General features: G+C 63.2%; 22 protein-coding genes and 1 tRNA gene. 11 read left to right on the forward strand and 12 right to left on the reverse strand.

Going from position 1 to position 20,027, the window contains the following annotated elements; all coding sequences use genetic code 11:
- Window positions 1-11: 11 nt before the first annotated feature.
- From BLU35_RS20410 to BLU35_RS20430, 5 genes are all read right to left on the reverse strand, one after another.
- Window positions 12-1,076 (reverse strand): Gfo/Idh/MocA family protein, encoded by a 1,065-nt coding sequence (locus tag BLU35_RS20410; RefSeq protein WP_093234294.1) that lies wholly within the window; start codon window positions 1,074-1,076, stop codon window positions 12-14.
- Complete coding sequence (locus BLU35_RS20415) at window positions 1,073-1,912, reverse strand: carbohydrate ABC transporter permease (protein WP_093234295.1); 840 nt, start codon at window positions 1,910-1,912, stop codon at window positions 1,073-1,075. Before BLU35_RS20415 ends, BLU35_RS20410 begins: the two co-directional genes overlap by 4 nt.
- 11 nt (window positions 1,913-1,923) lie before the next feature.
- Window positions 1,924-2,874 carry a carbohydrate ABC transporter permease gene (locus BLU35_RS20420; RefSeq protein WP_057248225.1) on the reverse strand — a complete coding sequence of 317 codons (951 nt, stop codon included), beginning with the start codon at window positions 2,872-2,874 and terminating at the stop codon, window positions 1,924-1,926.
- Window positions 2,875-3,238: 364 nt separating this feature from the next.
- Window positions 3,239-4,498: an ABC transporter substrate-binding protein gene (locus BLU35_RS20425; RefSeq protein ID WP_057247779.1), complete on the reverse strand. Its 1,260-nt coding sequence runs from the start codon at window positions 4,496-4,498 to the stop codon at window positions 3,239-3,241.
- A gap of 57 nt (window positions 4,499-4,555) precedes the next feature.
- Window positions 4,556-5,452, reverse strand: coding sequence for an N-acetylmuramic acid 6-phosphate etherase (locus BLU35_RS20430; RefSeq protein ID WP_058326166.1), 897 nt, complete (start codon window positions 5,450-5,452; stop codon window positions 4,556-4,558).
- Between the two features lie 199 nt (window positions 5,453-5,651).
- On the opposite strand from BLU35_RS20430, the gene BLU35_RS20435 reads away from it, so the two are divergent.
- The 4 genes from BLU35_RS20435 to nagA are packed head-to-tail and all read left to right on the forward strand — an operon-like array spanning window position 5,652 to window position 9,505.
- The gene (locus tag BLU35_RS20435) at window positions 5,652-6,536 is read left to right on the forward strand and encodes a glucosamine kinase nucleotide-binding domain-containing protein (protein ID WP_093234296.1); all 885 of its coding nucleotides are present in this window, start codon (window positions 5,652-5,654) and stop codon (window positions 6,534-6,536) included.
- Window positions 6,533-7,297, forward strand: coding sequence for a GntR family transcriptional regulator (locus BLU35_RS20440; protein WP_093234297.1), 765 nt, complete (start codon window positions 6,533-6,535; stop codon window positions 7,295-7,297). Before BLU35_RS20435 ends, BLU35_RS20440 begins: the two co-directional genes overlap by 4 nt.
- A gap of 28 nt (window positions 7,298-7,325) precedes the next feature.
- Entirely contained in the window at window positions 7,326-8,348 is a 1,023-nt protein-coding gene (locus BLU35_RS20445; protein WP_093234369.1) for an SIS domain-containing protein, read from the forward strand.
- Window positions 8,345-9,505, forward strand: a complete 1,161-nt coding sequence (gene nagA / locus BLU35_RS20450) for an N-acetylglucosamine-6-phosphate deacetylase (RefSeq protein WP_057247784.1) — start codon at window positions 8,345-8,347, stop codon at window positions 9,503-9,505. Before BLU35_RS20445 ends, nagA begins: the two co-directional genes overlap by 4 nt.
- A 73-nt stretch (window positions 9,506-9,578) precedes the next feature.
- On the opposite strand, the gene BLU35_RS20455 is transcribed toward nagA, so the two are convergent.
- Genes BLU35_RS20455 through BLU35_RS20465 form a run of 3 tightly spaced genes read right to left on the reverse strand, consistent with a single transcriptional unit; the run spans window position 9,579 to window position 12,570 of the window.
- Window positions 9,579-10,304 carry a copper homeostasis protein CutC gene (locus tag BLU35_RS20455; protein WP_093234298.1) on the reverse strand — a complete coding sequence of 242 codons (726 nt, stop codon included), beginning with the start codon at window positions 10,302-10,304 and terminating at the stop codon, window positions 9,579-9,581.
- Window positions 10,301-11,212 (reverse strand): ROK family protein, encoded by a 912-nt coding sequence (locus BLU35_RS20460; protein WP_057247786.1) that lies wholly within the window; start codon window positions 11,210-11,212, stop codon window positions 10,301-10,303. The genes BLU35_RS20455 and BLU35_RS20460 overlap by 4 nt, the downstream gene beginning before the upstream one ends.
- A complete protein-coding gene (locus BLU35_RS20465; protein ID WP_093234299.1) occupies window positions 11,209-12,570 on the reverse strand; it encodes an amidase in 1,362 nt (453 codons plus the stop codon). The genes BLU35_RS20460 and BLU35_RS20465 overlap by 4 nt, the downstream gene beginning before the upstream one ends.
- 205 nt (window positions 12,571-12,775) lie before the next feature.
- Between BLU35_RS20465 and BLU35_RS20470 the strand changes: the two genes are divergently transcribed.
- Together BLU35_RS20470 and BLU35_RS20475 are read left to right on the forward strand one after the other, a co-directional pair.
- Window positions 12,776-13,513, forward strand: coding sequence for a sulfate transporter family protein (locus BLU35_RS20470; RefSeq protein WP_093234370.1), 738 nt, complete (start codon window positions 12,776-12,778; stop codon window positions 13,511-13,513).
- A 102-nt stretch (window positions 13,514-13,615) separates the two neighbouring features.
- Complete coding sequence (locus tag BLU35_RS20475) at window positions 13,616-13,825, forward strand: SlyX family protein (protein WP_057248228.1); 210 nt, start codon at window positions 13,616-13,618, stop codon at window positions 13,823-13,825.
- Window positions 13,826-13,905: 80 nt separating this feature from the next.
- Here the strand turns inward: BLU35_RS20475 and BLU35_RS20480 are convergent, their stop codons facing one another.
- The 3 genes from BLU35_RS20480 to BLU35_RS20490 all read right to left on the reverse strand — a co-directional run bounded on the left by BLU35_RS20480 (window position 13,906) and on the right by BLU35_RS20490 (window position 16,429).
- Window positions 13,906-14,898 (reverse strand): BMP family lipoprotein, encoded by a 993-nt coding sequence (locus BLU35_RS20480; protein ID WP_057247787.1) that lies wholly within the window; start codon window positions 14,896-14,898, stop codon window positions 13,906-13,908.
- Between the two features lie 517 nt (window positions 14,899-15,415).
- Entirely contained in the window at window positions 15,416-16,069 is a 654-nt protein-coding gene (gene msrA / locus BLU35_RS20485; protein ID WP_093234371.1) for a peptide-methionine (S)-S-oxide reductase MsrA, read from the reverse strand.
- A gap of 42 nt (window positions 16,070-16,111) precedes the next feature.
- Window positions 16,112-16,429, reverse strand: a complete 318-nt coding sequence (locus BLU35_RS20490; protein WP_057247788.1) for a hypothetical protein — start codon at window positions 16,427-16,429, stop codon at window positions 16,112-16,114.
- 41 nt (window positions 16,430-16,470) lie between these two features.
- Between BLU35_RS20490 and BLU35_RS35075 the strand changes: the two genes are divergently transcribed.
- From BLU35_RS35075 to BLU35_RS20510, 5 genes are all read left to right on the forward strand, one after another.
- Window positions 16,471-16,701, forward strand: a complete 231-nt coding sequence (locus BLU35_RS35075) for a hypothetical protein (protein ID WP_143032961.1) — start codon at window positions 16,471-16,473, stop codon at window positions 16,699-16,701.
- Between the two features lie 111 nt (window positions 16,702-16,812).
- Window positions 16,813-16,902: transfer RNA gene (locus BLU35_RS20495), tRNA-Ser, on the forward strand.
- A 139-nt stretch (window positions 16,903-17,041) separates the two neighbouring features.
- Window positions 17,042-17,347: an antibiotic biosynthesis monooxygenase family protein gene (locus BLU35_RS20500; RefSeq protein ID WP_176907340.1), complete on the forward strand. Its 306-nt coding sequence runs from the start codon at window positions 17,042-17,044 to the stop codon at window positions 17,345-17,347.
- A 126-nt stretch (window positions 17,348-17,473) separates the two neighbouring features.
- Entirely contained in the window at window positions 17,474-18,331 is an 858-nt protein-coding gene (locus BLU35_RS20505; protein WP_093234301.1) for a sigma-70 family RNA polymerase sigma factor, read from the forward strand.
- Window positions 18,332-18,469: 138 nt separating this feature from the next.
- Window positions 18,470-19,108: a class I SAM-dependent methyltransferase gene (locus tag BLU35_RS20510; RefSeq protein ID WP_093234302.1), complete on the forward strand. Its 639-nt coding sequence runs from the start codon at window positions 18,470-18,472 to the stop codon at window positions 19,106-19,108.
- Between the two features lie 49 nt (window positions 19,109-19,157).
- Here BLU35_RS20510 and BLU35_RS20515 read toward each other — a convergent pair whose 3' ends face one another.
- On the reverse strand, window positions 19,158-19,973 hold the full coding sequence (locus BLU35_RS20515; RefSeq protein WP_093234303.1) for an aminotransferase class IV family protein: 816 nt from the start codon (window positions 19,971-19,973) through the stop codon (window positions 19,158-19,160).
- Window positions 19,974-20,027 lie beyond the last annotated feature (54 nt).

Raw genomic sequence — 20,027 nt, forward strand, 5'->3', positions numbered from 1 at the left:
GGTTGCCCCCTTTAGAGTTTGACTGGTCTGCCGGTGCGCACGCTTTCGTCTGCGGCAAGGCAGATGCGGAGCGACTGCACGGCGTCGTTCATGTGACGGTCGAGGTTGATGTCTTCGCGAATGGCTTTCAGCACATAGGCCTGCTCGCGGTCGCAGAGTTCCTGGTGGCCGGGCTCGCCGTCCATCTTGAGATCCTCATCGGCCTTCAGGAAGCGACCATTGGGACCGGTTTCGGCGTTGTGCAGCCGGATCACCGCGGTCTTGGTATGCATGTCGATGTCGTCGGACTTTGCGTTCTGGTCCATGACGATCGACACCGAGCCCTTGGGTGACATCACGTCCTTCACGAAGAAGGCCGTTTCCGAGATCATCGGACCCCAGCCGGCTTCGTACCAGCCGGCCGACCCATCCTCGAAGATCACCTGCAGGTGGCCGTAATTGTACATGTCGGGGGCGATCTCGTCGGAGAGGCGAAGTCCCATGCCGCGCACTTCCACCGGCTTTGCGTCGGTGATCTGGCACATGACGTCGACATAGTGCACGCCGCAGTCGACGATCGGCGACGTGGTCTTCATGAGCGACTTGTGGGTCTCCCAGGTCGGTCCGCTCGACTGCTGGTTCAGGTTCATGCGGAAGACATAGGGGCCACCGAGCTTGCGGGCCTCGGCGATCAGCCGGATCCACGAGGGGTGGTGGCGCAGGATGTAGCCGATCACCAGCTTGCGGCCGTGCTTTTTCGCCGCCGCGACGACGCGCTCTGCGTCGGCGACGGTGGTTGCCAGCGGCTTCTCGACGAAGACGTCGGCACCGGCTTCAAACGCCATGACGGCAAAGTCGGCATGGCTGTCGGAATAGGTGCAGATCGAGCAGAGATCCGGCTTCAGTTCGGCAAGCGCCGATCTGAAATCGGGATAGATCGTGTAGCCGCTGAGCTCCTCCGGCAGCGGCACCTTCGAACGGTTGACTAGACCGACGATCTCGAAGCCGGGGTTGTTGTGATAGGCGAGCGCATGGCTGCGCCCCATGTTGCCGAGCCCTGCGACGAGGACCCGGACGGGTTTGCTGCTTGCACTCACTTGACTGCTCCTGCCGTGATGCCGCGGATCAGCTGCCGCGAGAAGATGACGTAGAGAACGAGGACCGGAAGGATGGCGAGCGAGAGGGCCGCCAGCACCGCATTCCAGTTGGTGACGAACTGGCCGATGAAGATCTGCGAGCCGAGCGTCACGGTTTTGGTCGCCTCCGCCGGGGCCAGGATCAGCGGGAACCAGAGGTCGTTCCAGATCGGGATCATCGTGAAGACCGCGACCGTTGCCATTGCCGGCCGCACCAGCGGCAGCACCAGGCGGAAGAAGATCGAGTATTCCGACAGTCCGTCGATGCGTCCGGCATTCTTCAGGTCATCCGAGACCGTGCGCATGAACTCCGAGAGGATGAAGATCGCGAGCGGCAACCCTTGCGCCGTGTAGACCAGGATCAGCGCCGTCAGCGTGTTGACCAGGTTGGCGGCGACCATGCCCTGGAGAATGGCGACGGTGCCGAGACGGATCGGGATCATGATGCCGATCGCAAGATAGAGGCCCATCACCGTGTTGCCGCGGAAGCGGTATTCCGACAGCGCGAAGCCGGCCATCGCCCCGAAGAGCAGCACCAGCGCGATCGAGACGATCGTGACGATGAAACTGTTCTGGAAATAGGTGGCAAAATCGCCCTGGCCGAGGACCGTTTCATAGCCGATCAGGCTGAAGGTCTGTGGCGTCGGGATCGTCAGCGGCGCCCGAAAGATTGCATTGCGGTCCTTGAACGAGTTGATGATCGTCAGGAACACCGGGAACAGCGACACCAGCGTGTAGGCGATCAGCGCCACGTGGACGAAGCCGGTGCGGAGAAAAGAATCGCGTGCTTTCGACATCTCCGGTCTCCTCAGAACTGGTAGCGGCGCATGCGGCGCTGAATGACGAAGAGGTAGAGCGACACGCCGGCGAGGATGATCAGGAACATCACCGTGGCGATCGTCGCGCCCATGGAGCGGTCACCGAGCTGCAGCTGGAAACCGAAGAAGGTGCGGTAAAGCAACGTGCCGAGAATGTCGGTCGAACCATCAGGCCCGGCAAGCGCGCCCTGCACCGTGTAGACCAGGTCGAAGGCGTTGAAGTTGCCGACGAAGGTCAGGATCGAGATGATGCCGATGGCCGGCAGGATCAGCGGCAGCTTGATCTTCCAGAACTGGCTCCAGCCGGTGACGCCGTCGCATTCGGCAGCCTCGATCACCTCATCGGGAATGTTGAGCAGCGCTGCGTAGATCAGCATCATCGGGATGCCGACATATTGCCAGACCGAGATCAGCGACACGGCGATGAGCGCGGAACCCGGCTTTCCGAGCCAGGGCGCAAACAGCGACTTCAGGCCAACGAGGTCGAGTATCCAGGGCGACACGCCCCAGATCGGCGACAGGATCAGCTTCCAGATGAAGCCGACGATCACGAAGGAGAGCAGCGTCGGCAGGAAGATCGCCGTGCGATAGAAGGTGACGAAGCGCAGCTTCGGGATCGACAGCATGGCGGCGAGGGCGACGCCGATCGGGTTTTGCACGCACATATGGATGATGAAGAAGATGACGTTGTTCTTCAGCGCGTTCCAGAAGTCGTGGGCCCAGCGCTCTTCCCCAAACAGTGTCTGGAAATTGGCAAGGCCGACGAAGGCTGGCTGGCCGTCAACCGTGTTGTACAGAGAGAGCCTGAGCGTCTCGATCAGCGGAAGGATCATCACCGCCGAATAGACCAGGAAGGCCGGGAGCAGGAAGACGAGGATGTGCCAGCGCTTCGGCCGCCTTGCGGTCGGCTGTCCGTCTTGCACTGAAAGAGCGTCACTCATTGAACCATCCGTTTCTAGAAGACCGGTTCCCCAGACAATCACGATGCGCACGACGCCACACGGCCGGTCTCGCCGTATGCCATCTGCCCTTTTTGAGGGCTCATGACGAAGGTTAAGTCTATCGCGTTCTTTTGCAAACGACTGCGTCGGTGGCCTCCCACGATGGGAGGCCTTTGACGCGACGGCTGGGGGAGTGCCTCATCGGCCAATGTCGCCCCGCCCGGCCTTGCTGCAAGTGTCCCAAGGACAAAACATGCAGCAATTCAAACTGCTACGGCGCCCTTCTGCGTCCGGCAGGACACGGGTGCCGTAGGGCCGACCCTCCCCAAAAAGGGGAGGGAACCTGTTGCGCTTACGTCTCTTCTCACTTCGCCGGCTTGTACCAGGAGTCGAGGCCCTTCTGCAGCTTCTCGGCGGCAACCTCAGGCGTATCGGTGCCGTTGATTACGTTGGCCGATTCGACCCAGGTTTCGTTTTCGAGGCTCGGCGTGCCGCGCGCCAGGATCTGGTAGGTCGAGCGGATCGTCGGCTTGCACTTTTCGCGCCAGGAGACGAATTCCTGGGCGAGCGGATCGGTCATCTTCACCGGGGTAGAGTTGAGGCTGAAGAAGCCCGGCAGTGCATTGGCGTAGATGTCGGCGAACTCAGGCGAGGCAACCCAGCTCAGGAAGGTCTTGGCCTGTTCGGCATGTGCGCTCTTGGCATTGAGGCCGATGCCGATGTCATTGTGGTCCGAGATGTAGCAGGTGTCGCCGGCGTTTTTGACCGGCGGCGGGAAGGCGCCCATCTTGAACTGTGCCTGGGTGTTGAACAGGCCGATTTCCCACGAGCCGGCCGGATAGATCGCGGCGCGGCCGAGCGTGAAGAGGTTCTGGCTGTCCGGATAGGTCTGGGCTTCGAAGCCGTCGCCGAGATAGTCCTTCCATTTGGCGAGAACGCGGTAGGGCTCGACCCACGGTTCGTCGGTCAGCTTCTGCTCGCCCTTGATCAGCGCAGCGCGGCCTTCTTCGCCCTTCCAGTAGTTCGGGCCGATGTTCTGGTAGCCCATGGTTGCGGCTTCCCAGAGGTCCTTGGTGCCCATCGCCATCGGGATGTAGTTGCCGTCGGCCTTGATCTTGTCGAGGGCGGCGAAGAATTCGGCTTCCGTCGTCGGGATCTGGATGCCGAGCTGGTCGAAGGCGTCCTTGTTGTAGATGAAGCCGTGGATGACCGATGCCATCGGCACGCAGAAGGTGGACTTGCCGTCGTCGGTGGTCCAGGCGGACTTGGCGACCGGCGAGAAGTTTTCCATGCCCGGCAGCGCCGTCAGGTCGGCAAGGTGCTTCTTGTTGTAGAGTTCGAGCGAGACGTCGAACGGACGGCAGGTAACGAGGTCACCCGCGGAGCCGGCATCGAGCTTGGCGTTCAGCGCGGCATTGTATTCGGTCGGCGCCATCGGGGCGAACTTGACCTTGATGCCCGGGTTCTTCGCTTCGAAGGCAGGGATCAGTTTTTCCTGCCAGATGGCCAGGTCGTCGTTGCGCCAGCTTTCGATGGTCAGCGTCACGTCCTCGGCGTGCGCCAGCCCGGCCGTGCCGAGAATGCTCGAAGCGAGCAGCAGGCCTTTGATTGTTGTACGGGTCATGCAGGTTCTCCCTTTTTATAGGCGCCGCTTTGGCGCGGTTTGGATCCCAGAATTGATTCAGGCCGAGACGATATCGATCGCCCGGCGCAGGTTCTGCTTGGCCTCTTTCAGAGCGGCATCCGCGGCTGCAACGTCCTTCGCGCCCGAGGCGAGAAGGATCGCGACCTTGACCGAGCCGGAAGCCTCGTTGATCAGCCGGCCGGCCTCAGTGGCGCTGATGCCGGTGATGTCGGTGACGATGCGGATCGCGCGGCCGTGCAGCTTGATATTGTCGGCGCGCAGGTTGACCATGTGGCCGTCGAGCACGTGGCCGAGATGGATGCCGACCAGTGTCGAGAACATGTTGAAGGCGATCTTCTGTGCGGTGCCGGCGCCCATGCGGGTCGAGCCGGAGACCACTTCCGGCGGCGTCTGCAAGAGGATCGAGACGTCCGCGTCCTTGAAGAGCGCCGCACCCGGATTGTTGGCGACGGCGATTACCTTGGCGCCGCGCTTGCGGGCCTCGTCGGCAGCGGCAAGCGCGTAAGGGGTGGAACCGCTTGCGGAAACGGAAACGAGACAGTCGCCCGCGCCGATGCCCGCCTTGCGCACGTCCTCTCGGGCGAGGTCCATATCGTCCTCATAACCGCCCGCGAGGTCGCTGAGGCTGGCAGCGCCGCCGGCAAGCAGGATGACGATCTGATCCTGCGCAATACCATAGGTGCCGGGCAGCTCGAGCGCATCGGCCATCGCCATGAGACCGGAGCTGCCGGCGCCCGCATAGGCAAGACGCCGCCCGGAGCTGAGCGCTTCGGCGGCAATCGAGGCGGCGGCGGAGATCGACTCAATCGCCGCATCGACGGCCTTGGCCGCTGCCTGCTGGCCGGCGGCGAGCAGTCGCAGCGCCAGCGCCGGATGCATAAGATCCAGGCCCTTGGCGTTGTCGTGACGCTCTTCGGTCTTTGCTGACGGCATGGGTCATGTCTCCTCTCGGTTGAAATTAATGCCAAAAAAATACCAATTGTCCAGCAGAATTTAACTTTTGGCGTCCGAAAAAACCGATCGTCTAAATTAGTCTTTAAATTTCAATGAATTGCAACGAAATCGAAAGCGTGGGCGGATTCAGACTTGGTTATTGGTATTTTTTTGGTATCCTCAATAGCCGGAGGTACTCATGACAAATTACCTGATAGGAATCGACGGGGGCGGGACGAGCTGCCGGGCTGCCGTGGCAACGGCAGATGGGCGCATTCTCGGGCGCGGCAAGGCCGGCGCCGCCAATATCCTGACCGACCCGGAAACCGCGCTCGCCAATATCGGCGGAGCCGCCCGCGCAGCCTTTGAAGAGGCGGGCCTCGATCCTGAGGGCATTGCCGCCGCCAAGGCGATCGTCGGTGTGGCCGGACATAATGTCGGCGATGCCGTGCATTACGTAAAGCGTCGTCTGCCCTTCGCCGCCGCCGATATCGAATCCGACGGGTTGATCGCGCTGCAAGGTGCGCTCGGCAACCAGGACGGCGCGGTCGCCATTCTCGGTACCGGCACCATCTATATTTTGCGCCAGAGAGATACGGTCAGCTATGTCGGCGGCTGGGGTTTCACCATCGGCGACCATGGCAGCGGAGCCCGCATCGGCCACGCGCTTCTGCAGGAAAGCCTGCTTGCCTTCGACAGTATTCATGCAGCTTCCGCGGTCACGGACAGCGTTCTGGCCGAATTCAACAACGACGCGCGCGATGTCGTCGATTTCGCCCGTCTTGCGAAGCCCGGCGAGTTCGGGCGCTATGCGCCGCGTGTCTTCGAAGGGGCTGCCGCAGGCGATCCAGTCGCCGTGCGGATACTGAAGGCCGCCGCACTTACGGTGGATGAGGCGCTCGATGTCGTGGTTGCACGAGGCTGTGAGAGGCTTTGTCTGCTTGGCGGATTGGCGCCGCTCTATCGCCCCTGGCTTGCCGAGCGCCATCAGGCGTTGCTCGTCGAAGCCGAGGCGGACGCATTGACCGGGTCGGTCGCTCTGGCCGCGCAACGGTTTGGCTCACAGGCGAGGGCGAGTGCATGACGCACCAGCTCGCTTCCATTCTGCCGCTTGAGGGCCTGCAGTCCGGAGGATCGGGGCCGCTCTATCTCAAGCTTCGGCAAGCGCTCGAAGACGCAATCCAGTCGGGCAAGCTCAACCATGGCGACGCCTTGCCGCCAGAGCGCGATCTTGCCGACTATGCCAACATCAGCCGCGTGACCGTGCGCAAGGCGGTAGACGATCTCGTGCGCGATGGGCTGCTTGTTCGCCGCCACGGTTCCGGCACCTTTGTCGTCAAGCCGGTCTCCAAGGTGCAGCAGTCTCTGTCGCGGTTGACGTCGTTCACCGAAGACATGGCGCGCCGCGGGTTGAACACCCATGCGCGCTGGCTGGAACGCGGCCTGTTTCATCCTTCGCCAGATGAGATGATGGCGCTTGGCCTTCCCGCTGACGCGCTGGTTGCCCGCCTCGGGCGCCTGCGAATCGCCGACGACATGCCGCTTGCGATCGAGCGCGCCAGCATCTCCGCGGAGTTCCTGCCGGACCCGCAGGCCGTTACCTCGTCGCTCTATTCCGCGCTGGACAAGACACGCTCGCGTCCGGTTCGTGCCGTCCAGCGCATCTCCGCCTGCAACATCAAGGACCCGGATGCCTCGATGCTCGGCGTTGCCGTCGGCTCGGCCGGCCTTTCCATCGAACGCGTCTCCTATCTCGCATCGGGACGCGTCGTCGAATTCACCCGCTCGCTCTACCGGGGCGATGCCTATGACTTTGTCGCGGAACTGACGCTGTCGGAATCCTAAGGCGACCGCCCGCAGAAAGGAATTGACCATGCAGACCAATATGCGCCGAGAAATCGACGAGATCCCCGAAGCCGCCCAGCGCCTGCTGGAACGCTCGGCCGATCAGCTCAAGGCCGCCGGCGCGGCACTCCGCGCCAAGGATCCGGCCTTCCTGGTCACGATCGCCCGCGGCTCCTCCGACCATGCCGCGCTTTTCCTGAAATATGCGATCGAGCTGCAGGCCGGCCGGCCGGTCGCCTCGCTCGGCCCGTCGCTCGCCTCGATCTACGGCGCCAAGCTGAAGCTCGGCGGTGCTGCGGCGATCGCGATTTCGCAGTCGGGCAAGAGCCCGGATATCGTCGCCATGGCGCAGGCCGCGACCGATGCCGGCGCGGTCTCGATCGCGCTGACGAACACGCTGCCCTCGCCGATCTCCGAAGCCTGCACCAACCCTCTCGACATTCTCGCCGGTCCGGAAATCGCCGTTGCGGCCACCAAGTCCTACGTCAATTCGATCGCCGCCGGCCTTGCCGTGCTCGGCGAATGGACCGGTGACGCAGCGCTTAAGCGGGCAGTCGCCGATCTGCCGAACCAGTTTGCGAAGGCCGTCAAGCTCGACTGGCAGGCCTTTGCCGACGATCTCGGCGAGGCGGAATCGCTCTATGTGCTCGGCCGTGGCCCGGCGCTTGCGATCGCCAGCGAGGCGGCGCTGAAGTTCAAGGAAACCTCCGGCATGCATGCGGAAGCCTATTCCGCGGCCGAAGTTCTGCACGGGCCGGTGGCGCTCGTCGGCGCCAAGTTCCCGGTGCTGACGCTTGCGGCCCGTGATGCAGCCGAAACTTCGGTCGCCGGCATTGCCGACGGTATGGCCGAAAAGGGCGCAGTGGTTCATGTTACATCGAGCCTTGCCGGCAAGGCCAAGCGCCTGGCGTTCGTCGAGACGGGCCACCCGATCACCGACGCGCTGACCTTGATCCTGCCGTTCTATGGCTTCGTCGAAGCCTGGTCGCGCTCGCGCGGTCTCAACCCCGACGCACCGGCGAGCCTCAAGAAGGTAACGGAGACGAGATGAGCGAGAGGAAAGCAATCACCGGCGCCCGCCTGTTCGACGGCGTCGAATGGCATGACGGCTGTGCTCTCGTGATCGAGGCCGGCCGCGTCAAGGCGATCGTGGCAGTGGCGGACGTCCCCGCCGATGCCAAAAAAATCGATGCGCATGGCATGCTGCTGGTGCCGGGCTTCATCGACCTGCAGGTCAACGGCGGCGGTGGTGCGCTTCTGAACGAAGAACCGTCCGTCGAGGGTATCCGGCAGATCTGTTCGGCGCATGCCAAGTTCGGCACAACCGCACTGCTGCCGACGCTGATCACCGACACGCGCGAAATCAGAAGCGCCACCATCAAGGCGGGTCTCGACGCCAAGGCCGCTGGCGTGCCGGGTTTCCTCGGGTTGCATCTCGAAGGTCCGCATCTCTCGGTCGCACGCAAGGGCGCCCATGATCCGACGCTGATCCGTCCGATGGACGATGCCGATCTCGCCGAAATGCTCGATTGCGCCAAGGCGCTCGGCGTGCTGATGGTGACCGTGGCGCCCGAAAACGCCACCCGGGAACAGGTGCGGGCGCTGGCCGAAGCCGGCGCCGTCGTCAGCCTCGGCCACACCGATGTCGGTTACGAAACCGCCGTCGCCTATGCCAAGGCGGGCGCAAGGACGGTGACCCATCTCTTCAACGCCATGAGCGGCCTTGGTCATCGCGAGCCGGGCGTGGTCGGTGCGGCACTTGCCACCGGCACGCTGCATGCGGGCCTGATTGCCGACGGCTACCATGTCGAGCCGGCCTCGATGGGCGTGGCGCTGCGCGCAAAAGTCGGCCCGGGCCAGATCTTCCTGGTGACCGACGCGATGTCGCCGATCGGCACGGACATGACCAGCTTCCAGCTGAACGGCCGCGAGATCCTGCGCGAGGGCGGTCGCCTGACGCTTGCCGACGGTACGCTCGCCGGCGCCGACATCGACATGCTGTCGTCGGTCCGTTTCGTGCACGACAAGCTCGGCCTGCCGGTGGAAGAAGCCTTGCGGATGGCCTCCGCCTATCCGGCCGATGCTATGGGTCTCGCCACCCACAAGGGACGGCTGAAGCCCGGCGCCGATGCGGATTTCGTGCTTCTGACGCCGGAGCTTGGCATGGGCTCTACCTGGATCGGCGGCACGCAGGTCTACGCCGCCTGATCATAACGCATCAAGCAAAAGCCCCGGACAGCGCAAATGTTGTCCGGGGCTTTTCATTTCGGGCAACATTGTCTCAGCGCGCTGAAAGTCTCGCCTTCATCGCCCGGACCGTTTCCGCATCGGTGCGGCGCCGGTCGGCCGAAACGAAGCCCATTTCGACCAATCGAGGATCCTGAGCCGGCTCACGAACGGAGCAGGAGGAGTGCACTTCGTTGACGGTCACCCGGTCGAGAAGGGCATCGACCGTATCGAGGGTGACGCCGGACCCCGGCATGATCGACAGCCGGCCCTTGGCGAGATCGACGATTTCGGCCAACCGATCGATCGCCTGCGGTGCGCTCCTGGCACCGCCCGAGGTCAGGATGCGTTCGAAGCCGAGCTCGACCGCCACCTCCATCGCCTCGGCGAAATCCGGAACCAGATCGAAGGCGCGGTGCAGCGTCATCCTGAGTCCGGCCGCATGGCCTGTGAGCTTGATCAGCATCGACTTATCGAGGCGACCGTCGGCAAGGGAGGCGCCGAGCACCACGCCGGCGAGACCTGCCGCCCGCGCCGCGTCGATATCGCGACGCATGACATCGAGGTCCGCGGCGGAGAAGACGAAATCGCCCGGGCGAGGGCGGATCATGGCGTAAACGGGCACCGGCGGCGGACCGGCCAGCGCCATCAGTCCGGGATTGGGCGTCAGGCCACCGACGGACAGGGCGGCGCAGAGCTCGATCCGGTCTGCGCCGCCCTCGATCGCCGCGTAAAGCCCGTCGGCATCGTCGACGCAGACTTCCAGTTTGATGTCGCTCATATCTTCTCCTCGCCGAGGCCAAGCAGCGCCGCGCCGATCAATCCGGGCTCGACCCGGCATTCACCACGCACCACCAGCGGCCGTTCGAACTGCCGGAGAATCCGGCTACGCACTGTCCTGTCGATTTCGGCGAGCAGTTCCTCGGAATTGGAGAGTCCGCCGCCGACAGGCACGATCGTCGCGCCGGTGATGTTGATGACGAGTGCCAAAGGCGAACTCACGAGATCGACGAGCAGATCGACCGTGCGCTTTGCCTCTGCATCCCCAGCCTTCCAGGCCTCGATGATCTCATGGCTTGAAAGCGTCTTACCATGGGCGGTCTGGTGCAGCCGCTCCAACCCGCGGGCGCCGCCAACGGTATCGACGCAGCGCTTCTGGCCGCAGCCGCAGTCATAGGCGGGAATGGCGATCGGCGGGTTGCCGGCCTCGGCCGCGATCGCCGGGCCGTGTCCCCATTCGCCGGCAAAGCCGCCATCGGCATTGATCAGCCGGCCGTCGATCACCAGGCCGCCGCCGACCCCGGTGCCGAGAATGGCGCCGAAGACGATACGGTGGCCGCGCCCGGCGCCGGCACCTGCTTCGGCAAGCGCGAAACAGTCGGCGTCATTGGCGATCTTCACCGGCAGGTGCAGCGCCGCTTCGAGTTCGGTGACCAGGTCACGTCCGTCGATGCAGGGGATGTTGGCGCATTTGATCCGCCGCGTCTCGGGATCGATGACGCCGGTGATCGAGATCGCCACGCAATCCGGGTGTCCGCCCGCTTCGTCCAGGACCGATTCGAGCGCCTCAATGAACTGGCGGAAGTTGCTGAGCGGCGTCGTCCGTCGCGGCAGCGGAAAGATCCGGTCGCGCGAATGCACGATCGCGCCCTTGATCGCCGAGCCGCCGATGTCGAAACAGACGATCATGCCTCACCCCGGATGATCGCTTCGGCGGAAAGGGCGACCGAAAGCAGCCTGTCGTCCTGGTGATGTGGCGCTGCAAGCTGGAAGCCGACGGGCATTTCCGCCGCCCCGGTACCGCAGGGAATGGAGATGCCGCAGAAATCCAAGAAGTTGCCGATCGACGTGTTGCGCAGTGTCTTGGCGTTGGTCTTGAAGAACAGCTCGTCGTCCTCGATCAACGGCGCGATCGGCGGCGCTACATGTGGCAGCGTCGGGTGGGCGATGAGCTCGTTCGGCTTCAGGCTGTCGACCGTCTCATGGATCAGTTGGTCGCGCGCGTCGAGCAGAGCAATGTAGTCGGGCATGGTGATCTTCTCGCCGAGCCTGGTGCGGGCAACGACACGGGGATCGATCTCATTGGCCTCGTGCCCGGCCAGCCGCTCGCGATGAAGCGCATAGGCCTCGGCCGTCACCAGGGCGCCGTGGCGGGCCATCAGCCCGAAGATCGCCGAGAAGGTCGGGAAGGCGCGGCGGCTGACGGCAACGCCGGCTTTTTCAAGCCGCTTGATGGCATCCTCGAACGCCTCGACGACTTCCGTCTCCGCATCGTCGAAGACCACCGTTTCCGGGATCACCAGCGCGACGCCGGAGAGGTCGGCGCGGCGCACCGTCGGGGCCGTCAGCCCGTGCATGGCGGCATCCACCCACACGGCGTCCTGCACCGTGTGACAGAGGGGCCCAAGCGAATCCAGGCTTTCAGCCAGCGGAAAGACGCCCTTCATCGTGTAGCGGCCGCGTGTTGCCTTGTAACCGACGATGCCGGTCATCGCCGCGGGAATGCGGACGGAGCCACCGGTATCGGTGCCGATCGCCGCCGGCACCAGGCCGGCCGCGACCGCGACCGCCGAGCCTGACGACGAGCCGCCGGGAATGCGTTCCACGTCGGTGGCCGCGGGGTTTCTCGGCGTGCCGTAATGCGGGTTGATGCCAAGGCCCGAAAAGGCGAACTCGCTCATATTGGTGTGGCCGACGCTGACCATGCCGGCTGCGGCAACGGCGGCAACGACCGGAGCGTCGCTCCTTGCCGGGGCGTGCGTCTGCAGCACCTTCGAGCCGGCGGTCGTGACGCTGCCGGCCACATCGAACAGGTCCTTCCACGCGACCGGCAGGCCGTCGAGCAGGCCGAGCGAGCGTCCCGCCCTGAGACGTTTCGAGGCGGCCTCGGCATCCCGCGTCGCGCGCTCAGGCGTCAATTCGACGAAGATGGCATAGTCGCCGTGCGCGTCGATCGCCGCATAGGTTTGCTTGGCGAGGTCCACGGGGTCCAGCTTGCCGCTCTGCACCAGCACGGAAAGGCTGGCGAGTGTCTTTTGTTCTGTCATGTCATCCTCCGCGGAATGCTGTTCTTGCCTGCTACTGCTGTCCGCTACGTCTACAATATCGCCGCCCTTGGCGTTTTCCATGCTTCCCTTAGACGAGGCGCGTGAATCTTGCATAAAGACCTGGCTTCCGCCGCGCGTGTCTTGTCGCCGGCGGTGCCTCTGCCTACATGCATCATCGAACCTTGGGCCATACTGGAGAGCGATGATGATCTTGGACGCGGCGCGACTTTCGCTTGCCAATCTCCTTGCGCCCGAGACCCGATCGGTTTTCTGGAACGTGCTGGGCCTGACGATACTGGCGCTCGTCGCGCTCTGGTTTGCGGTGCGCGAAGTGTTTATCTGGCTGGCGCTGCCGTGGATCGATACGCTGATGCCGGGCACGCCCGTCTGGGCCGGTTGGCTGACCTTCGTCGTCGGCATCTTTGCGAGCCTCGGGCTGGCGCTCGCGTTGGCGTTGCTCCTGGCTCCCGTCACCGCGCTGATCGCCGGCTTCTTCCTCGATGATGTCGCCGAGGTGATCGAGAAGCGGGACTATCCGAATGAGCCGCCGGGCCGGCCGCTGCCGCTTGTCGAGGCGATCGCCGGATCGCTGAAGTTTCTCGGCGTTGTCATTCTAGGCAACCTGCTGGCGCTCTTCCTGCTGCTCGTTCCGGGCGTCAACCTCATCGCCTTCTTTCTGGTCAACGGCTATCTGCTCGGCCGCGAATTCTTCGAGTTCGCGGCGATGCGCTATCGTGCACCGGCGGAGGCGCGGCTCTTCCGTGAGAAGCACCGCTCCACCGTGTTTCTCGCCGGCCTACTGCTCGCGGCGTTTCTGGCGGTGCCCTTCGTCAACCTTTTGACGCCGCTCTTTGCCGCCGGTCTGATGGTGCATCTGCACAAGCGGCTTTCAGCAAAGGATCCCGGATTTTCGCTCTCGGGCAGTGCGGCGGCGAAGGCCTGAGAGGCTCTTGCTTGACATGATGCCGGCTATGGCCAATCTGCCGGCAAGATCCCATTGTGCAGCGCGGGCGCGCCGGCGCGTGGCAGGACGGAGTTGGCGGACATGAACAAGACGGACGAACGGATCACCCACCTCGAGGAAACGGTGGCCCATCAGGCCAAGACCATCGAGGAACTTTCCGACCAGCTCGCCGAGCAATGGAAGGTGGTGGAGCAGACGCGCGCCAAGCTCGACCGGCTGACCGAGCGTTTCCTGTCGCTCGAGGAGCAATCGCTCGATGCGCCGGCGATCACCCGGCCGCCGCACTACTGATCGAGCGCCACGGCAAACGGGAATAAAAAGGCCGCCGGTCCAACGAACCTGCGGCCTCTCTATTTACATAAGTGCTGCTCTTAGTAGGGGCAGGACTCGTCGCTCATGTAGTCGTGAACTTCGACCTTGCCGGCAATGATTTCGGCTTTCACCTTTTCCACTGCATCGAGCATCTCAGGCGTGATCAGCGCCTTGTTGTTGTCGTCGAGCGCATAGCCGACGCCATCTTCCTTGAGGCCGAGGTTGGAAATACCGAACTCGAACTTGTCGTTCTTGGCCGCCGTGAAGGCTTCGTAGACGGCGACGTCGACGCGCTTCAGCATCGAGGTCAGGACCTTGCCCGGCTGCAGGCCGTTCTGGTTGGAGTCGACGCCGATGCCGAGCTTGCCCGCATCTGCAGCCGCCTGCAGAACGCCGACGCCGGTGCCGCCGGCTGCGTGGTAGACGACGTCCGAGCCCTGGTCGATCTGCGACTTGGCGATTTCGCCGCCCTTGACCGGGTCGTTCCAGGCGTCCGGCGTCGTTCCGGTGTAGGCTTCCAGAACCTTGACGTCAGCGCCGGTCGACTTGGCGCCGCCAACGTAGCCACAGGCGAACTTGTGGATCAGCGGAACGTCCATGCCGCCGATGAAGCTGACGGTCTTCGACTTCGAAGCGAGGCCGGCGAGAACGCCGACGAGGTAGGAGCCTTCCTGTTCCTTGAAGACGACCGATTTGACGTTCGGCTTCTCGACGACCATGTCGATGATCGCAAACTTGATATCAGGGTATTCCGGCGCGATCTTCTCGAGCGAAGCCGCCCAGTTGAAGCCGGCCATGACGATCGGGCTGTTGCCGTCGCTCGCAAAGCGGCGCAGCGCCTGTTCACGCTGGGCGTCGTTGGCGATTTCGAACTCGCGGTATTCGACGCCCGATTCCGTCTTGAACTTTTCGGCGCCGTTAAAGGCAGCCTCGTTGAAGGATTTGTCGAACTTGCCGCCGAGATCGTAGATGATCGCTGGCTTGATGTCGGCGGCCAGTGCCGTCGCGGACATCATCGAAAAGGCAAAGAGACCGAGAATGGTTTTTTTCATCGTGCAGCCCTGTTGTCGCTATTGATCTTATTGGGTCCTCCCGCCGGCTCCCCGACGGAACCTGTCTGCGGAACCCACCCCCTTCTCCTTGGGGCTAGGGTGGCGCATCCTTGCACGGTCACGGCAAAAAAACACTCAAAATTTTTCAGATGGTAAAAATTGAAGCCACAGAAGCCGGTACCCGTAAGGCACCGGTTCTGTTGCGCTTTTGAGATCGCCGGCAAGTGTGCGCGCCCATCCGGCGCGACCTCTGGGTTGTGGGTATCGCGCTTGCTTTCGAGAGGCCCAAAGCGGCCCCCGGTGTCGGAGCGGGGTGAGGAAAAGTGTGTGCGGTTCTCCGCCCGCATCCAGCGCTTGTTTACACGAAACGATCTGGTGAAGGTTTGGGTCGATTGAGGCCAAGCACATCGGCCTGTCTAGAACATCCCGCTCTCGAGTGGAACCACCGGAGGCGGAAAGATGCTCTAGAATCAAAGTGCTAGAGCGTCCTTTGTGCGTCAGTCGAACGCACGGCGCCCTAGTACCCGATCGGACAACTCACCCCGGTGCCGCGCAGGCCGCAATAGCCGTTCGGGTTCTTCGCCAGATATTGCTGGTGGTAGTCCTCGGCGAAGTAGAATGGGCCGGCCTTGCCGATCTCGGTGGTGATCGTGCCGCCATGGTTGGAATACTTCAGCGCCGCCTGGAAAGTGGTGCGCGCGGCCTTGGCCTCCGCCAGATGCTCGTCGTCATAGGTGTAGATTGCCGAGCGGTAGGTGGTGCCGATATCGTTGCCCTGGCGCATGCCCTGGGTCGGGTCGTGCTCCTCGAAGAAAGTCTTGAGCAGGGTCGCAAGCGGAACCGTCTCTGGATCATAGACGACCAGCACCACCTCGGCATGGCCTGTGAGCCCGGTGGTCGTCTCCTGATAGGTCGGGTTCCGTGTCAGCCCGCCAGCGTAACCGACAGCCGTCACGTAGATACCGGGGATCTTCCAGAGCAGCCGTTCGGCGCCCCAGAAGCAGCCCATGCCAAGCAGGATCTGCTTCGTGCCGTCGGGGTAGGGGCCATTCAGCGGCCGTCCGGAAACGAAATGCGTCTCGGCCGTCGGGATCGCCTCGTCGCGACCCGGCAGCGCTGTCTGCGCGTCGGGCATGATCGTCTTCTTGTTGAACATGTCGATCAGGAACATCAGCATACTCCTCGTCGGTTCGGAGACGGGCTCCGCGAAAAATCAGGCGGCGAAGCGGCCCGCCGCCGGCCGCTTCTTGTAGCCGACCATCCACAGAACGAGCGCGAGCAGCGCGAGCACGGCAAAGGCCGGCTGCATCAGCAGCCAATGCAGGACCGAATGCCAGATCGTCTGCGCCGTATCGGAACGCTGCGCAAACTGGATCCAGCTCGCCGTGTCGGCGCCCAGAGCCTCCAGGTCGTCGCCAAGCGAGGTCATCACCAGTTCCGATGCGGCGACCGACTGGATTGCATCGACGGCACCGGCAAGCACGGCAGCAAACAACACGACGGCGCTCGCCAGCCTCAACAAAAACCGCATAGGTCCAATTTTCCCTTCATGTCACTGGCTGGCGCCTTGCCATGGTCAAGCGCAACGCCCCGGCGGCATCTTCTTCGATCGCAGGGGTCTCGGACAAGGCCCAGTGGCGAAATTATGCGGTGATCGCAGCAGAGCCGAGCCGGCATCTGGACGCTGCCGGGAGTGTGACGCTCGTCTCGACCCAAGAGATAAGCGTGCCGCCTGGTATGCACAATGGGGACGACGGGCCACTCGTTTCACAAGATGTCAACAATCTGTCAGAAAGCAGTTGATCCCAAGCAAATCATCGGTATATAGACGCGCGTCCGCCGGTTCACGCTGGCTGACACCGAAGGGCCCCGCCCTTCCCATCCAGCCGGATTGACCATCGGCTGCTGACGGATGGACAGGTGGCCGAGTGGTTGAAGGCGCACGCCTGGAACGCGTGTATACGTGAAAGCGTATCGAGGGTTCGAATCCCTCTCTGTCCGCCATTTTCCTTCCTTGCCACAGCGATCCATATCAAGATGTTGCCAACCCGCTTGGCGCCATCACGCAAAAATCTTCTTCGGCGCGATCCGTTTCGCCTCTCCGTTTCGTCTTTGCTGTGTCCGTAGCAAAGGAGACATGCTGATGAGCACCGAACCTGTCACACTCGTCAATCTGCTGAAGGTCGAACCCGGCAAGCAGGCGCAATTGATCGCGCTCCTGAAGCGCAACATCGAAACCGTGATCAGCACGCTCGGCGGTTGGCGCACAAGCCGGTTGATCGCCGCCAAGGACGGCGCCAGCGTCATCATCTATTCGGAATGGGAGACGCCGGCGGCCATTGAGGCGATGCGGGCCGATCCCCGGATGAAGGCCTACTTTCCGCATATCCTGGAACTGGCAAGCCTTGAGTCGATCCTGGGCGAGGCCGTGTTCAGCGACAACAGGTGATGTCGATCCGCCGCCGACGTCCGCGGAGAGCGGCCGGAAGGCGGCGGACATTTTCTTGGAGCCGCGTTATCGTGCCGTCGTCGCCCGTGGGCTGACGCCTGGAGATGCGCCCATGGAGATCGATACATGAACGTGGAAGATTTCGAGGATCGCCTGCGCGAGTTCAGGCCGCGGCTGCATCGCTATTGCGCGCGCATGACCGGCTCGGCCGTGGACGGCGAGGATGTGCTGCAGGATACCTTGATCAAGGCCCTGCAGGCGCGGGCGGACGGTGCGGTCGTGGACAATCTCGAGGGCTGGTTGCTTCGCATCGCCCATAATACCAGCCTCGATTTCCTGCGCCGTCGGACCCGGCACAAGGTCGTTCCGCTGCTCGATGATCTGGAGGACGCACCGCTGCCCGAAGCGGACATCGTTGCAGTCGGCTTCCACATCTTCCTTCAACTGCCTGAACTTCAGCGCTGCGCCGTGATTCTCAAGGATGTGCTCGGACATTCGGTCGAAGAAATCGCGGATATTGCCGACTGCACGCCGGCGGCGGCCAAGTCGGCACTCCAGCGCGGACGCGCGGCGCTCCGGCAACTGGCGGACCGCCCGGACGAGATGCGGCTGCCGCTGATGTCGGATGCCAACCGGCAAAAGATGGCGACCTATGTGCGCCTGTTCCAGGGTGGCGATTTCGATGCAATCCGCGCCATGCTGGCCGACGACGTCAAGCTCGAGCTGGTCAACAGGCTGAAGCTGGAGGGCCGTGAGGGCATTGGCCGCTACGTCACACGCTATGCCGAGGAGACGAGGTGGCGGTTCGCGCTCGGAGCGATCGAGGGGCGTCCGGTCATGCTGGTTTTCGATAGCACTGGGCCCACGGAAAAACCGAAGCATTTCGTTCTTCTCGACTGGCGCGAGGACGAGATCGCCGCGATCCGCGACTTTCTCTTCGCGCCCTATGTGCTTGAAACCGTCGATTGGGTTCGGCTGGCCTAACGGGACCTCCGCCGATTGACAGTCCGATCTCCGCCATTTGTTGACGATTGCGCGGTAGCCGGAATCCCTTGACCGGCATGACTCCGGCCTCGACGCTCGCGCCGAGGAGATCTGGTCGCGATCTGGGGAGCAGGCAGCATGAAGACGGCGAGTGACGCGCGTTTCTGGGATCGGACGTCACGGCGATACGCCAAGGGGGCGATCGCGGACCCGGCCGGGTATGAGCGCACGCTCGACCGTACCCGCTCTCTGCTTCTGCCCGATGACGGCGTGCTGGAGCTCGGTTGCGGCACGGGGACAACGGCGTTTCGGCTCGCGGGCGATGTCCGGGACTATCTTGCGACCGACTTTTCCAGCGAGATGATCGCAATTGCGAGCGAGAGATATGCCGTCGACCTTGTGCCGAATCTCGTCTTCCGCACCGCGACGGCCCAAGCACTGGCCGCCGAGCGCGTAAAATACGATGCGGTCCTGGCCTTCAACTATCTGCATCTCTTGCGCGATCTTTCGGGCACGCTCGGCAGCATTCATGCCCTGCTCCCATCGAAGGGGCTGTTCATCTCCAAGACGCCGTGCGTCGGGGAGATGAGCCCGCTGATCCGTTTGGCGCTGTTGCCGGCGATGCGCGCGTTCGGAATAGCGCCCTATGCAGGAACCTTCGGCTTGATCGAGCTGAGCCAGGAGATAACGGCTGCCGGCTTCGACATTCTGGATATCGAAAACCATGCGACGAAGGGCTACGACAATCGTCCCTATATCGTCGCTCGCAAGCGCTGAGGCTGGCCGCGGCGGCACGGTTTGTCCGCCTCCGCCAAACCCAACTGCTCTAAACTGCCTTGGCCGGCTCTGCCGCATGCGCACGGTGCAGCAAATCCAGAAATGCCTTTGCTTCCGGGATTGCTGTCGAACCGATGGCGCTGACGGCAATGCCTGGTGTCCATGAATTCATGACGGCCGCAGCGGAGAGATCCTTGAGCCGGCTAAGGGTAACTTCCTCCCGGCGCTGCGGCACGCCCAGGCGTTCGAGTTGTCGCTGGACCGTGCCCATCATCGTGCCGGTCAGCATCTCGGCCCTGGGCCAGATGACCGTTTCGCCGTCCCAGAAGACCAGGTTCCAGATGCTGGCTTCGCTGAGGTGCCCCTGCCGGTCGATGAAGGCGGCGTCGTCGAAACCCGCCCTGATCGCCTGATGCAGGTAATAGGTCTTGCTGGATTCTCCGACGTGTTTGATCGTGGGGTGTGGTCGCTCGTGCTCGATGACGGCAAGCCGCAGCGGACCCTTCGGGCCATTGGAGGGTGGGCCGCTGCGCGCGAGAACGGCGAGGTCTCCCTGCATGCTGTCGGCGGTAAACTCGCCGTCCGGCGAAAAGACGGTGACTGCCAGAGACTGGTCCGCCGGACCGGCGTCGATTGCCTGTCTGATGTGGGCGCGCAATTGTTCGTCGCGCAGCGCGCGGCCGAAGAATGCGAGAGAGGCGTTGCTGAGGCGCTTCAGATGCAGGTCCAGACCTCTGATCTTGCGGTCCCTGACCTGAATTGCGGTGAAGTGGGCGAAGCCGGCAAAAGCCAAGGGGATCAGATCCGCAGCGCTGGCCGGGCGGCCGTTGAGCGCTGCGGGATAGAGGCTTGTTTCGTTCGGCATGGTCTTGCTCCTGGGTGTGTTCACATGAAGGAGCCAATAGGTCTAAGGTCTGAC

Origin of the sequence: Sinorhizobium sp. NFACC03, assembly GCF_900103435.1 — a bacterium.
Classification (GTDB): domain Bacteria; phylum Pseudomonadota; class Alphaproteobacteria; order Rhizobiales; family Rhizobiaceae; genus Ensifer.